At 57.0% G+C, this 13,571-nt stretch carries 19 protein-coding genes and 2 tRNA genes; 4 read left to right on the top strand and 17 right to left on the bottom strand.

Going from position 1 to position 13,571, the window contains the following annotated elements; genetic code table 11:
- Positions 1–38: 38 nt before the first annotated feature.
- On the bottom strand, positions 39–464 hold the full coding sequence (locus AC2FJ5_RS08255) for a hypothetical protein (RefSeq protein ID WP_496793052.1): 426 nt from the start codon (positions 462–464) through the stop codon (positions 39–41).
- A 160-nt stretch (positions 465–624) separates the two neighbouring features.
- Between AC2FJ5_RS08255 and AC2FJ5_RS08250 the strand changes: the two genes are divergently transcribed.
- The 3 genes from AC2FJ5_RS08250 to AC2FJ5_RS08240 are packed head-to-tail and all read left to right on the top strand — an operon-like array spanning position 625 to position 2,439.
- On the top strand, positions 625–1,071 hold the full coding sequence (locus tag AC2FJ5_RS08250; protein WP_496708845.1) for a hypothetical protein: 447 nt from the start codon (positions 625–627) through the stop codon (positions 1,069–1,071).
- A gap of 40 nt (positions 1,072–1,111) precedes the next feature.
- Positions 1,112–1,348, top strand: coding sequence for a hypothetical protein (locus AC2FJ5_RS08245; protein ID WP_496708846.1), 237 nt, complete (start codon positions 1,112–1,114; stop codon positions 1,346–1,348).
- A complete protein-coding gene (locus AC2FJ5_RS08240) occupies positions 1,348–2,439 on the top strand; it encodes a tyrosine-type recombinase/integrase (RefSeq protein ID WP_496793050.1) in 1,092 nt (363 codons plus the stop codon). Before AC2FJ5_RS08245 ends, AC2FJ5_RS08240 begins: the two co-directional genes overlap by 1 nt.
- 41 nt (positions 2,440–2,480) lie before the next feature.
- On the opposite strand, the gene AC2FJ5_RS08235 is transcribed toward AC2FJ5_RS08240, so the two are convergent.
- The 16 genes from AC2FJ5_RS08235 to AC2FJ5_RS08160 all read right to left on the bottom strand — a co-directional run bounded on the left by AC2FJ5_RS08235 (position 2,481) and on the right by AC2FJ5_RS08160 (position 12,684).
- Positions 2,481–2,555, bottom strand: a tRNA-Phe gene (locus AC2FJ5_RS08235).
- Positions 2,556–2,634: 79 nt separating this feature from the next.
- A complete protein-coding gene (locus AC2FJ5_RS08230; protein WP_496701171.1) occupies positions 2,635–2,817 on the bottom strand; it encodes a DNA gyrase inhibitor YacG in 183 nt (60 codons plus the stop codon).
- Positions 2,814–3,836 (bottom strand): ribonuclease E/G, encoded by a 1,023-nt coding sequence (locus AC2FJ5_RS08225; RefSeq protein WP_496793049.1) that lies wholly within the window; start codon positions 3,834–3,836, stop codon positions 2,814–2,816. Before AC2FJ5_RS08225 ends, AC2FJ5_RS08230 begins: the two co-directional genes overlap by 4 nt.
- Positions 3,833–4,411, bottom strand: coding sequence for a Maf family protein (locus AC2FJ5_RS08220; RefSeq protein ID WP_496692242.1), 579 nt, complete (start codon positions 4,409–4,411; stop codon positions 3,833–3,835). Before AC2FJ5_RS08220 ends, AC2FJ5_RS08225 begins: the two co-directional genes overlap by 4 nt.
- Positions 4,412–4,421: 10 nt before the next feature.
- On the bottom strand, positions 4,422–4,640 hold the full coding sequence (gene infA, locus AC2FJ5_RS08215; protein WP_005978431.1) for a translation initiation factor IF-1: 219 nt from the start codon (positions 4,638–4,640) through the stop codon (positions 4,422–4,424).
- A gap of 91 nt (positions 4,641–4,731) precedes the next feature.
- Complete coding sequence (locus tag AC2FJ5_RS08210) at positions 4,732–5,607, bottom strand: carbon-nitrogen hydrolase family protein (RefSeq protein ID WP_496793048.1); 876 nt, start codon at positions 5,605–5,607, stop codon at positions 4,732–4,734.
- Positions 5,608–5,974: 367 nt separating this feature from the next.
- Positions 5,975–6,574 (bottom strand): GNAT family N-acetyltransferase, encoded by a 600-nt coding sequence (locus tag AC2FJ5_RS08205; RefSeq protein WP_496793046.1) that lies wholly within the window; start codon positions 6,572–6,574, stop codon positions 5,975–5,977.
- Positions 6,567–6,965, bottom strand: coding sequence for a ketosteroid isomerase-related protein (locus AC2FJ5_RS08200; protein WP_496793045.1), 399 nt, complete (start codon positions 6,963–6,965; stop codon positions 6,567–6,569). The genes AC2FJ5_RS08205 and AC2FJ5_RS08200 overlap by 8 nt, the downstream gene beginning before the upstream one ends.
- Positions 6,966–6,967: 2 nt before the next feature.
- On the bottom strand, positions 6,968–7,420 hold the full coding sequence (locus tag AC2FJ5_RS08195) for an arsenate-mycothiol transferase ArsC (RefSeq protein WP_142639018.1): 453 nt from the start codon (positions 7,418–7,420) through the stop codon (positions 6,968–6,970).
- 3 nt (positions 7,421–7,423) lie between these two features.
- Complete coding sequence (locus AC2FJ5_RS08190) at positions 7,424–7,903, bottom strand: UPF0262 family protein (protein WP_496793044.1); 480 nt, start codon at positions 7,901–7,903, stop codon at positions 7,424–7,426.
- 86 nt (positions 7,904–7,989) lie between these two features.
- A complete protein-coding gene (locus AC2FJ5_RS08185) occupies positions 7,990–8,787 on the bottom strand; it encodes a hypothetical protein (RefSeq protein WP_496793043.1) in 798 nt (265 codons plus the stop codon).
- A 120-nt stretch (positions 8,788–8,907) separates the two neighbouring features.
- Positions 8,908–10,209: a histidinol dehydrogenase gene (gene hisD, locus AC2FJ5_RS08180; protein ID WP_496793041.1), complete on the bottom strand. Its 1,302-nt coding sequence runs from the start codon at positions 10,207–10,209 to the stop codon at positions 8,908–8,910.
- Between the two features lie 60 nt (positions 10,210–10,269).
- Positions 10,270–10,791 carry a GNAT family N-acetyltransferase gene (locus AC2FJ5_RS08175; RefSeq protein ID WP_496793040.1) on the bottom strand — a complete coding sequence of 174 codons (522 nt, stop codon included), beginning with the start codon at positions 10,789–10,791 and terminating at the stop codon, positions 10,270–10,272.
- Positions 10,781–11,257, bottom strand: a complete 477-nt coding sequence (locus tag AC2FJ5_RS08170; RefSeq protein WP_281973613.1) for a DUF2948 family protein — start codon at positions 11,255–11,257, stop codon at positions 10,781–10,783. Before AC2FJ5_RS08170 ends, AC2FJ5_RS08175 begins: the two co-directional genes overlap by 11 nt.
- Complete coding sequence (murA, locus tag AC2FJ5_RS08165) at positions 11,254–12,522, bottom strand: UDP-N-acetylglucosamine 1-carboxyvinyltransferase (protein ID WP_281973612.1); 1,269 nt, start codon at positions 12,520–12,522, stop codon at positions 11,254–11,256. Before murA ends, AC2FJ5_RS08170 begins: the two co-directional genes overlap by 4 nt.
- 6 nt (positions 12,523–12,528) lie before the next feature.
- On the bottom strand, positions 12,529–12,684 hold the full coding sequence (locus AC2FJ5_RS08160; protein WP_496696796.1) for a hypothetical protein: 156 nt from the start codon (positions 12,682–12,684) through the stop codon (positions 12,529–12,531).
- A 230-nt stretch (positions 12,685–12,914) separates the two neighbouring features.
- On the opposite strand from AC2FJ5_RS08160, the gene AC2FJ5_RS08155 reads away from it, so the two are divergent.
- A tRNA-Thr gene (locus AC2FJ5_RS08155) sits at positions 12,915–12,989 on the top strand.
- Positions 12,990–13,571: the final 582 nt, after the last annotated feature.

Below are 13,571 nucleotides of genomic sequence, written 5' to 3'. Positions count from 1 at the left end.
CCCCTCCCTGGGGCAATTCTGCCCCCTCCCTAGGGTACCTAAGCACCTTTGTCTTGGGTAACGGAACCCCCAGAGGGTGAGCCGGGTTCGGCGACAACATGGGAACTTTTCGTGACCGGTACCATTCCCTCATCGAGGAGAACCCTAATCTCTTTCTGCGGAAGGTTCCGAAACGTACCCATCCTCGTTTCGATAAGCCCCATCGTCTCAAGTTTCTTGACGTGACGCTCCATGGTTTTGCGATCCATCTTCAATGTGTCCGCCAACTTCCGGAGCGACACTACAGTCCACTTATAGCCGTCTTCATCGGTTAGGATAGACGTGCGCCACCACGCATGCAGCCGCCAAAGTATGACGCCACCATAGGTGGTTCCGGCCTTGTCGAAATAGAACTCGGAATAGCGCGATACCCCTTTTGGATCACGCGCTTTGGACTTTCCGTCACTGGCTTGCTCACTTGTCAACGCAACCTCCCGCAGTTGTCCCCTGACTTGGCGCATGGTGACACACGGCGGATGTTGAGGGCCGCTCGGAAGTCTTTCTGCGACTAGCGGAGAAATAAGCCTATTGCATGAAGCAATAGCATGTCCTATTGTCTCATACAATAGGCCGAGGAGGACGGGTATGGCAGTCGAAATTATGCACCCTGGAACAACTGCATGTAAGGTGGCCGGCATAAACAAGCAGCGGTTCAACGAAGCAGTCGCGGCTGATCGCTACCCCTGCGCGCCGGCTGTTAAGAAGGGCGGCACCCGATATTTCAATCAGGACGACCTAGTCGCGTTGTTTGTCTACGCGCGCCTGATTGAGCAAGACATTCCGGCAGGTGTGGCCGGTGAAATCGCGTGTGACCTCAGGTCCAAGCTGAATGATTTCCCCAACGCCGTGGAAGTGAAAATTCCGCGACAAAAGGAACATGTGAAAGGGCCACAGGGACAAGAAACCGGCACGCCTCTTGTTGAGGGCGAAGAGTATTCGGTCCTGATCGAAATGGCGTTCGACGTAGCTGGCATCCGCGGCGAAGTCGAGCGCAGGCTCAAGATTGGAGCCGGAGACTGCGAGACTGGATAAATGAGACGGATGAAGCCGAATTCAGAATGTGGGGATGCTGATGGCTAACGCCAACCTTAACATCAGTGTCGTCGAGAAGCGAATGCTGAAACAGTCTGAGGCGGCGGACTATACCGGCCTGCCGGTCAAACACTTCAAGACAACCTGCCCGGTTCAACCGGTTGAGATGCGTCCCGGCTCGATCCTGTGGGACAAGCGTGACTTGGACAAGTGGATTGATGCGATGAAGGAAGGGGCTGAGATGGCGACGCAAGACGCCATCCTCGGCAAGCTGTAATGACGCGGATAAGGGTGAAGGGCTTTAAGATATTCGATGATCGACACGGGATACCGCGCTGCTATCATCGCGCTACGGGCCACAAGATCGACCTGAAAAAGAACCCGCTGGGATCGGCTGGGTTCTTCGCGGAGTGCGCCCGTGTTGCGGTCATTGCAGAGGCGCGGAAGGCGCAAACCCCCAAGCCGGGAACGCTTGCCGGGCTGGTCAATTTCTATTTTCAGACTGAGCACTTTGGAAATCTGGCGGACGCTACCAAGCGCGACTACCGCAAGTGTGCTGACTTCTTGCACCCGATCCGCGACACGCCCGTTTCCGCGATCACGACACCCCTTGTGTCGGGCATCCATGACAAGGCGGCGGGAAAGATCGGCTGGCGGCGCGCAAACATGGTCCGCACATTCCTGAGCCAAGTCTTTCGCTATGCCATTCCGAAAGGGCTGATCGATCGGGACTACGCAGCGGATGTCATTCCCAAGCCGCGACCGAAAGATCGGCCCTATGCCAACCGTCCCTGGACGGTCGAGGAACGGGCGGTTGTGCTGGACCGGGCCGCGCCTCACGTTCGGACGGCGGTCGCACTCATTATGAACACTGGCCTTGATCCGTCCGACGCGCTCAAGCTGACTCGTCGCCAGATCGATGGCAACACGATCTGGGGCGTCCGGGGCAAGACCGGGCAAGAGGTCGCCATTCCGATCGGTCCGACGCTGCAAGTTGCTCTGGACGCTGCGCCGGCCCACGACGCGGTGACCATTCTTGCAACGTCTAGCGGGAAGCCGTGGACCTACAACGGCTTTTCGACGGTCTGGCACCGATTCAAGAAGAAACTAGAGGCTGAGGGTATGGTGCAGCCGGGCCTGACCCTCAAGGGGCTGCGGCATACCGTGGCCACGACGCTGCGCGAGGCGGGGCTTGAGGAACGCCAGATTGCGGACCTGCTTGGGCAAAAAACTCCGTCGATGGCCCGTCACTATTCCCGGTCCGCGAACCTTGCAGATCGCAACCGGGTCACAATGGAAAGGCTGGAGCAGGAGAACGAACGTAGATCGAAAGTTGTCAAACCCTTCGGAAAAAGTGTCAAACCCTGAGGGGGTTGGATGATAATATCTAGCAATATCATATGATTAAGTGGTGCCCGGGGGCGGAATCGAACCACCGACACGAGGATTTTCAATCCACTGCTCTACCCCTGAGCTACCCGGGCACGGATACGGCTTTTACCGTTGGGTGGAGGCGTTCTATGACTTGCTACTGGCAGTGTCCAGAGGCTTTTTTACATTTTTTCAATGTGGGCGCGGCATCTCAGTTTCAGTTGAAGAAACATCCTGTTCAACGTCTTCTTCACGCTGCGAAGGAACCGCGTAAGACCCGTTCAGCCACTTGGCCAAATCAATGTTTGCACAGCGTTTCGAACAAAAAGGACGGAATTGAGACACCGTTGGTTCGTGACAGATCGGACAGCTCATTTCAGCACCTCCGCAAGGGAAATCCGGCCGCGTTTGCGTTGCAACTCATAGTGACCCAACGGGGTCCATCCTGCCAGAATCGTCTCGATCGGATCAGACTTGAATGCAGATCGCAAAGCGGCTTCGAAACCGCGCCGGTCTTTCTTGGGCATTGGAGCGAGGTCGAGCGTGATCTGCCCCCCCAACCCACGGACACGCAATGCACGTGGCAGTGCTTTTGCGCAGGCGAAATTGGCCTTGGTTCCGGCGGCCATCGAGGTGTCTGAACCCGTGTTTACATCTACGGCCACCAGGGCGCGGGTGGGCTGGATATAGATGTGTCCGCCCCCGGCCAATGGTTCTGATATTCCGCCCGCCTGATCCAATGCATCCAAGACACCATGCGCCTCAAAGGCGCCGGGCTCGGTGACGACCTCGGCCGGGTCGGTCCAGTCGCGCCAGGCCAAAACATGCGGCCCATCACCTGCGAGCAGAACCTCAGGCTCGGTACCGGGATCGTTCATCACAGCATCGGCATGAGCCAGCATGACGCCGATATCTTCAGCAATCTCTTGGGCATTCTCGCCCTGACAGCAGGACCGCAGGATCAACCCGTGTTCGCTGCCCGCCATCGCCTCATGTGCAATTTCCAGCAAGCGGTCGCGTTCTTCCTCATCCCGGATACTGCGCGAGATATTCAGGCCAGGCGCATCCGGTGTGACAATCGCAAAGCGGCTTTTAAACAGCACGCGATCCGTCACCGGCAGCGCCTTTCCGGGTTCGACAAAACCGGTCACCTGGACCAGCTTGAGCTCTCCGGGGGCCAATCCTTTGACCTGTCGCAAAAAGGCCTGGCCGTCCGGCGTGGCCAGAAACATCCCACCCTGCCCCTTGACCGGGCGATCCGCCCGCGCCCGGTAGATAGTACCGGGTGCCGGGGCTTCGGAAGCAATCAGGAAATCGTCAAGCTTTCCGTCCACCATCAACGCCGCTGCCTCGCGGTTGTTGATGTGGTCTAAAACGATGGTACGCCCCTTCATAGTGCCTCGCGATACAAAGGATAGCCGATGCCCTGCAGCAAAGCGGCAGTCTCGGATAATGGTAGTCCCACGATGCCGGTAAATGAGCCGGAAATCCATGGGATGAACGCCCCTGCAGGCCCCTGGATTGCATATGCACCGGCTTTGCCTTGCCAGTCACCGGTTGCCAGATAGGCATTGATCTCAACATCCGACAGGCGCTTGACCTTGACCTGAGACACCACATCGCGTTGCGATATGCGGTCGCCGCGCCGAACCGCAACCGAGGTAATCACCCGGTGCCGCCGTCCAGACAGAGCGTGCAGAAACTCGGCCGCCTGACCTGCATCTTCAGGCTTTCCCAAGATGCGCCGACCCAGCGCAACCGTAGTGTCAGCACACAGCGTGACATCATCGCTTTCGGCGGGAACTGCTTGCACTTTGGCGCGTGTGATCCGGTGGCAATAAGGCACCGGCAACTCACCCTTCAAAGGCGTTTCGTCAATGTCAGGGGCACGGATGGCGTCGGGCTGTACGCCAAGCTGCGCCAGCAGGTCCAGCCGCCTTGGACTGCCCGATCCGAGAATAAACGCCATGTATCAGGCGTTACTTAAAGCGATAGTTGATCCGACCTTTGGTCAGATCGTAGGGGGTCATCTCGACTTGAACTTTGTCGCCAGCCAGAACACGGATGCGGTTCTTGCGCATCTTGCCTGCCGTATGTGCGATGATCTCATGGCCGTTTTCCAGCTCGACCCGAAACGTCGCATTAGGCAGGAGTTCCTTCACGACACCGGGAAATTCGAGCGTATCTTCCTTGGCCATGTTGTCTCCATAATTACGTTGCACCCGCAGAATCTGCGGGGATGTGCGCCTAAATGAGCCTATTTGGGGCTTATTTCAAGGGCGTATTCACCTAAAGAGAGGATATTGTGACTGTTTCGACTCGACCGCACTGCTCGTCCCAATGGGCGCGGTTCAACACATGGCCATCCCGGCGCACATTGGCGATCGTTGTCAGGTCGACGTCGGCATAGGTCCAGCCAGGTTGGTTCAGCGCACCCTCTGCTAACACTCCGGTCGCGGGAAAACCCTTGTCAGGTGGACCAAAAATACCACCCGTTCCTGTATTCATATCCACCGCATCGGACCATTCGTTTTTGCCCACCAGAGACGCCATGACCGTAACACATTGGTTTTCCAGCGCACGCGACATAGCCCCGATGCGGACACGCCAGTACCCTGCCAACGCCTCGGTGCATGAGGGAACCAGGATTATATCCGCCTCACTTAGGGCTCTGCCCAGCAAGGGGAATTCACTGTCATAGCAGATCAGGATTCCGATTTTTCCAAGTGGGGTATCAAACAATTTTAGTGGTCCGCCCGGCGCGATATCCCAGTCTTCGCGTTCAAAGCGGGTCATGATCTGTTTGTCCTGATGGTCAAACGCCCCGTTCGGAGCGTAGAGCACAGCCCGGTTTACCGGACGGCCTGACCCGTCAATCACCGGAGCGGATGCGCCCAGGATGTAGGTCTCATGCTCTTGAGCCAGGCGCGAATGCAGGGCCTGCACTTCCCCCATCCGATCTGAAACAGCACGGATCGAACGCTCTAGATCACCCGCTACTTCGGCCCCATCCAAAGTCGACAATTCCATCGCGCCATACTCGGGGAAAACGAGAAGATCTGCCCCCTGCCCTGCGGCATCCGAGACCCAGCGGGCGAGCTTATCTTCATACTGCGCCCAGTTTTCGAGCCAGTCGAGGTTATAGGCGGCGGTGGCAGCTTTCATGGAGTAACTTTCATTGCGCTGGTTTGGCGAACACTAGTTGAGGGCGCCCTGAAAAGTACAGGAACATATGCGCATATACCGGCCCTGCAAGGGATTGTGAGTTGGCATCTCAAGCCTGAAATGGCTAAATAAGATTAGGAGAGTTGCGATGCAAAACCGGGAAAGTTTCGAAAAGTTCTATTACACAAAGGTTGGCATGGGAGAAGCCTGCGGTTGCGCCGAACGGATTATCGACGTGTACGAATTCAACCGAACGGGTGGAGCGCTATCAAAATCAACTCCGAGACAGCAAAGGCGGAAACGCCGGTCAATCAGGGCTTGGGCCGTAAAATACGGCCTTCTTGGGCGCAAACGTCAGCTATAAAATCTAAGCCGTGATATCCCTGATCCAAAACTGCAACGGCTTCAGCGTCTCGCCTTCTTCGCCGACATCCTTCCACGAAAACTGCGCGACAGCGCCGGGCAACGGCTCATACTTCCGCGCGCTCCAAAAAGCATCCAGCGGGCGGTTGGTATCAGGCCGCATCGGGTGATCGGTCGTGCGTTGCACACCGCAAAAGGCGCATTTGGTGAAGCCAAAGTTGCGCGCATGGGCTTCGCGCAGGTCAAAGAACCTATGCCCCACGCCCTGCCCGCGATAGTTGGGCAGCAAGACAGATTCGGCGCAGTAGAAGATCTGGGACAAGTCCAGCCCAGAGCCATCGAAGGCCGCCGCGAAATCGGCGGCATGGTCGACTAGCGGGGCGCCGGTCGATGCGCCGATCAGACGATCCCCGTCAAAGGCACCAACAACGATGGATCTGTCGCTGTCACGGTAGGATTGCAGGTATTTCCGCTCGTATTCCAGATCGCCGTCATAAAGATACGGCCATGCCCGAAACACCTCGATCCGCAAGCGAGCGACGTCATCCAGAGCCGCCTCAAGCGCCGCCCCGGTCAAGGCGCGAACGCCTGTGACCTCAGCCATTCGAGACCTGCTTGATCCAGTCGGCCAGGTTGTAAAAGGTGGTGACCCGCGTGATCTTGCCATCCTTCAGGTCAAAGAACGACCCGGCTGGTAGGCGGTAGGTCTGCCCGTGTGCTTTGGGCAGGCCTTCATCCGTCTCAAGATAGGTGCCGTTCACGATGAATTCAGCGGCGGCACGGGTACCGCCCTCGGCCGCGAACACAACGATATCGGTGAGGTTCTCGCGATAGCAGCGGTTCATGTGGTCACAAAAAGCTGCGAATTTCTCTTTGCCCACTCGTATCTGGCCTTCGTTCACATGATGGGCCACATCGTCGGACAAACAGGCCAGCATGCCGGTTACGTCCCCGGCGTTGAAGGCTTCGAAATAGGTTTTGACGGTTTCGTTCATGGTCACTCCGTTGGTTCACCCCAGCGGTCCTTCAGATGCTGAATGATCTGATCGCGGGTCTGTCGGTAGTGATGTAACTTTTCCTCGCGGCTTTCGCCCAGCCCGGTAGGGTCCATTATTGGCCAATAATCGACATCCAGATGAAAAACCCGCGTCAAATCCAGCGCACGGCGCTGGCTGGCCGGCGACAGCGCTACAATCAGATCGAACGAGCTGAGGTCGTCGCCCCATTCCTGCATTTCATCAAACGACCGGGACCGGTGACGTGAAAGCTCGACGTCGATTTCATGACAGACCGAAATGCAAAAGCCATCGATCTCAAGATCGTTGTGCACCCCGGCGGATTGCACATAGGTGCCGGTGCCATAAAACTTCTTCATGATGCCTTCGGCCATCGGAGACCGGACCGAATTGTGGTCGCAACAGAACAAGATGGACTGCGGCAGAGACGTCACCCGTCACCCCCCGAAATGCAATACGCAGATCAACGTAAACAGGCGACGGGCTGTGTCTGAATCAACTTCGGCCTTGCCTTCCAGACGTTCCTGCAACACCCGACTGCCTTCATTATGGATACCGCGCCGGGCCATGTCGATGGTTTCGATCTGGCTGGGCGGCAAAGTCTTTACGGCGTCGAAATAGCTTTCACAGATCTGGAAGTAGTCCTTGACCACCTGCCTGAATGGTCCAAGGGACAGATGGAACTCGGCCGCTTTTTCTTCGGCTTCGGTGGCAATGTCGAAGACCAAACGCTTGTCACGGATCGAGAGTTGCACATGATACGGCCCTTCCGGAACCACACGATCATCGCGTTTGGGCAGCGCGAAAGCGTTTTCCTCAAGCAGATCATAGATTGCCACCTTGCGCTCCTGCTCGATCTCGGGTGTCGGCGGGGGCAAGTTTCTATCATCCAGTTCGATGTGCGAAATTCGGGTCATGGTCGTTTGGTCCGTTCAGGTCGGGACAGACTTATCCCAATGGAAATAAATGGGCAACGCAGTGACGGGCCGTCCGACGAAAATCGTCAAAGCGGGTGTTCGGACGGATCTATTCCGTGTTTGCGCAACAGCGTATCGACCAGTGAACCAGAGTTGATTTGGCGGCCAAGAAAGATCTTTCGGAACCAGGATCCAAAAAAATGGACAGACATCTGTTGGTCCCACTTCAAAAAATCCAGTTTGGAAAGGTCGGGGTCATTCCAAAGGCCGCGATATCGCAATGGGATAGGATAGAGGACCGACCTTTGCACAGCCATCTCATGCTCTGGTGTGCCATAAAGAAAGTGAAACAGCATGGGCGGACCAAAGCTGAAAATTGGCAGGCTCCAATAGGTCGACCCGTTGAACATTTGGCTGTAGGTTTCCTTATGCTCTTGTGTCCACCATGGCGGCACCAGATCGCTGTCAAAAGCATATTTGCACATGGCTTGCAGCCCCGGACTGTCGCTGGGCAACGCAAGTACACCGTTCATGATCCGTTGTTTCTTGAGGTTCGCATTCGGAAAAAGATACCCGTTCTTTGTCTCGAATGGCCGGACCGCATAAGCATCCGCATCGGCCCAGATATAGTCGGTTTTTTGCATCAACTGCAGACGGAAAAGATCTGCATGAACGGCCACGGATCGGGTTATCGGATCGCGGTAGATCTCGGGAGTATCATAAATTTCGCGGGCATCGCGCGGCTCGATATAATCCGGAATGTCTTCAAGATCGCCATAGTGATAGACGATTGGCTTCTGGTCGACATCGGCGAAGGACTTCAGGCACAGATGTTCCAAAAAGCTAAAGCGCTTACCGATCCAGAGGGTCGCCACACGTTCCAAATCAACCTCCTTTAGATCCGGTCGCACATAAAGAGCGCCGCAATTTGCCCCTTGATTTCAAGCCCTATCGGGGAAGATCGGATGAGGTAATTGCAGGTGTGACCCTCTGACCATAGGTGATCAACCGTTCAATCGTTTCAACCGTGCGGTCACGGACAGCCCGTGCGCCTCAAGGCTTTCCGACTGCGCAAGTTGCTCTGCCGCTGGCCCGATTGCCCGCAGGGCTTCGGGTGTCATCTGGCTGAGAGTCGTGCGTTTAAGGAAATCCATCACACTCAGACCGGAAGAAAAACGCGCCGACCGGGCGGTGGGTAGGACGTGATTAGGCCCACCAACATAATCCCCGATTGCCTCGGGCGTGTACTGACCAAGAAAGATTGCACCTGCGTGAATTGTCTTTTCGCTCAGAGCGACGGGATCTGCGACGCATAGCTCAAGGTGTTCCGGGGCAATTCGGTTCGACAGAGAGGCTGCCTCATCCAGACTGCCCACAGTGATCACCGCACCAAAATCGCGCCAACTGGCCCCGGCTATGGCCCGGCGTTGCAGGGTTTCAAGACGTTTTTCCACGGCTTGCGCCACGGCCCGTCCAAAATCGGCGCTATCCGTGATCAGGATCGACTGAGCACTTTCGTCATGCTCAGCCTGGCTGAGTAGATCCAGTGCAATCCAGTCGGGGTCGTTGTCTTTGTCAGCAATAACCAAAATCTCAGACGGGCCCGCAATCATGTCGATGCCGACCTTGCCAAAGACACGGCGCTTGGCCGCGGCGACAAAGGCGTTTCCGGGGCCTGTGATCTTGTCCACCGCTGCGATGGTATCTGTTCCATAGGCCAGTGCCGCAATCGCCTGCGCCCCGCCGATGCGATAGACCGTAGTCACGCCTGACAGGCGCGCGGCCAAAAGGACCAGAGGGTTCGCCTGACCGTCTGGGGTAGGCACGGCGATGGCCAGACGCTCGACCCCTGCGACATTGGCCGGTATCGCGTTCATCAGAACCGACGACGGATACGAGGCCAGCCCTCCCGGCACATACAGCCCCGCCGCAGACACTGCGGACCAGCGCCAGCCAAGGGTCGCCCCGGCCTCATCCGTCCATTGGTGATCGGCGGGCATCTGTTTCTCGTGATAGGCCCGGATGCGTTCGGCTGCCAGTTCGAGCGCCTGACGATCCGCGTCCGAGACCTGCGCAATGGCGGCGTCGATTTCCTCTGCCGAAAAAGCCAGCGTATCCGGTGTCAGCTCTAACCGGTCGAATTTGGCCGTCAGTTCGATTACCGCCTCATCCCCACGGACCCGCACATCGTCAATGATCTGCGCGACAATGGCATCCACATCCGGGCTGTCTTCGCGCTTGGCCGACAGCAGGGTCTGAAAAGCCGCGTCAAACTCGGGCGACGTGGTGTCTAGAAAAACGGGCATGATCTGGCACTCCGTAGCGTTTCACCGGGACATATCGCCGGGATGGGCTGTCCTCAACCCTCAGTCCGCCGGGTGCAGCGATTTGCGCATCTCAAAACAGGATATGCTTTTGCGCGCCGCGCAGCCGCCAGTCGGTTTCCAGCCATGCCGGATATAAAACGCCTGGGCCGTCCGTGTCCCCTCAAGCTGTGCCTCGGTGCAACCGGCAGCAGCCAGTTCCTGTTCCAGCCGGGCCAACAACGCGCTTCCCACCCCAAGACCGGTATGAGCCGGGTCGATATAGAGCAGCGTGATCTCGCCGCCCTCACGCAATCCGCCGACAGCCGCAACCTGACCTGCGCGCTCGGCCAGCCAAATCTGCGCTCCGGCCTTTATCCAACCCCGAATGGTCTCCGGGTCTTTATTGGCGGTCCATTCCGCAACGGCCTGCGGATCATCGCCATGATCCGCCTCGCACAGCTGCGTGATCGAACGGATCAGAACCCGGCTTAGATCAAAGACATCAAACACGGTCGCGCGGCGCAACATCAGACCAGCGGGTGGTTCTGAGAAGGCCTGCGCGATACCGCGCTTATTCTGCATGATGCGGCGCTTGCCCCGAAGGCGCCTGATAGGGGCGGGTTACATCCTTGAGCGTGACGTCTATTGCCTCGACCGATAGACGGATCGCGCCATCTCCGGCCAATGTAAGCAAAATCTGACCCGCGCCGTCTTCGCCGGGTTCAAAATCGACCGAAAGCAAGGACATCACCAAATCCTTCTCGCTACGGTCGATACCCTGGCTGGCCACGGTTAGAACGGAAGCGAACACCAGCACAGACTGCACCCTTTCGAATGGACGGCCCCGGCGCGTGGCCGCATCCTTGTCCTCCCAGCGGAAACGGTTCAGCAACAGGCCAAAGCGGCGCTGCGACGGGTGCCAAGTCATTTCGGATACGGGGAACACCGCATCCTGTGTCAAAGTCGAGATCACCTGAAGGTCATCCCCATCCTCTGCACCCAGATTCAGTGGAGCCTCACGCCCATCGTGGAAACTTGCGTCTGTCATTGGTCTTTGATCCGTTCAATTTTGGCGCCCACGCCTTCCAGCTTGCGCACAACATGCTCATACCCACGATCCAGATGATAGACCCTGCTGACAGTTGTTTCACCTTCAGCAGCCAGCCCCGCCAGTATCAGCGAAACCGAAGCGCGCAGATCTGTCGCCATCACCGGTGCGCCCTTCAGACGTTCGACACCAGTCACGGTTGCCGTGCCACCGTGCACTTCGATATTCGCGCCCATCCGCACCAATTCGGGGGCGTGCATGAAACGGTTCTCGAAAATGCGTTCTTCGAGCACCGAGGTACCTTCGGCCGTGCACATCAGCGCCATCATCTGGGCCTGCAGGTCGGTCGGAAAACCCGGGAACGGCTCGGTCACGACATCCACGGCTTTGACACGCCCGTTCTTGCGGGCGACCAAAAGACCGTTTGCTGTTTCCGAGACATTCACGCCCGCCGCATCCAGTTTCCCGGCAAATGATTCCACCAGAGACATCCGCCCGCCCAACAGTTCGACCTCGCCTCCGCAGATCGCCGGGGCCAGCATATAGGTGCCCAGCTCGATCCGGTCAGTGACCACCTGATGAGTGGCACCATGCAACCGGTCTACGCCTTGAATTTCGATGGTCGGCGTGCCTTCACCGGAAATCTGGGCACCCATCTTCCTCAGACACTCGACCAAATCGACAATTTCAGGTTCGCGCGCCGCGTTCTTCAGAACCGTTGTGCCTTTAGCCAGCGTGGCCGCCATGACAATGTTCTCGGTCGCGCCCACGGATGCAAATCGCATCTCATGCACGGCACCTTTCAACCCGCCCACAGCTTTGGCATGCAGATACCCGTCCTTAAGCTCAATCTCAGCGCCCAGCGCCTCGAGCCCTTCGACGTGCAGATCCATCGGACGCGCGCCGATTGCACAGCCTCCGGGCAGCGAGACGACCGCCTGCCCGAACCGCGCCAGCAAAGGACCCAGCACAAGGTTTGACGCGCGCATCTTTCGCACGATGTCATAGTCCGCCGTCTGACTGGTCAGGTCGTGGCTGGACATTGCGATCACCTGACCATCCTGCAATGACGACACCTCGGCCCCCAAGGACTGCAGCAAAGCCGTCATCGTCTTGATGTCGCTCAGCCGAGGCGCATTGGTCAGCGTCAGCGGTTCTTCGCTGAGCAAGGTCGCCGGCATCAGCGTCAGACACGCGTTTTTTGCCCCTGCAATCGGTATCTGACCTTTAAGCGGCCCGTTGCCTGTCACCAGAATCGAATCCATCTGCTCTTATCCCTCGTCTTTGTCGGCTTTGCCGTTCTGGGTTGCCCGCGCCTTAGCCTGCGCCTTACGCCGCGCCATATTCGCCTTGAGCGCTGCTTTCAGCCGCTCTTCGCGCACATCGCCGGATCTGCCGTGTTTTTTAGGTGTATTTTTATCTGCCATAACCTTTCTCTACAGGAGGCGAAAAAAACCGTCCAGACACCCTTGCGCCGCGTTTCGTTTGAGTCTAATCACCCGCCCACAGCGCTGCTGTAGCTCAGAGGTAGAGCACTCCCTTGGTAATGGGTAGGTCCATTCCAGGTTTGTGTGTTCGAACAGTGAGTTAGCGGGGCGTGGTGAAAATTAGTAGGGTATTAGTAGGGCATATGTCGTGATGCCCTGAAAATGGATAGGCTGCTGTAGCTCAGAGGTAGAGCACTCCCTTGGTAAGGGAGAGGTCGAGAGTTCAATTCTCTCCAGCAGCACCATCTCATCTTTGCACCTCTGGTTTTCTTTGAAGCTCCGAAACGGGTGGGCAAATGACGTTGAGATATGCCTTGTTTCGACAATATCGCACTGGCTCCACCGAAGCTGACCTACGTAGCCGACCATGTACAGCTAGGCTGCCGCAAGTTTTGTCCTGACCATCTCTCGCATATCCCTAATCCGGGGCAAACTGTCCACGCAGCCAAGCTTTGAACAGGTCGACATCGATATGCGAAACGTTCAAATGTCGGGCCGCTGCCTCGAAGCTGCGTAACCAACCATGGGTATTGGGTTTGATCTAATCTAGAGACAAATAATTTTTGTGGTAGATAGCCTGTTTTATCATTTTCACTTGCGGCTCAGGTCGCGATACAAGTTTTTGAATTGTCTCAAATCCGAACAGGGAATCTGGACTTGATCAAACCAGACGTCTCATCGACGAAAGTCAGGATTGCCGCATTCGTGGCCAATCCGGCGCTTGGCTTCGACTTCGTGGCAAACGCGGCCGGTCCTGGCGTTATTGCAGGTTCCAACGTCGTTCATCAGACAAAGGGGTCGGTGGCACCTTGTTCTCGGGAATCGCT

Source organism: Ruegeria sp. CDSA221 (assembly GCF_059611825.1).
Note: the sequence above shows the minus strand (reverse complement) of the source record. Positions and strands in the feature narration are given on the sequence as shown.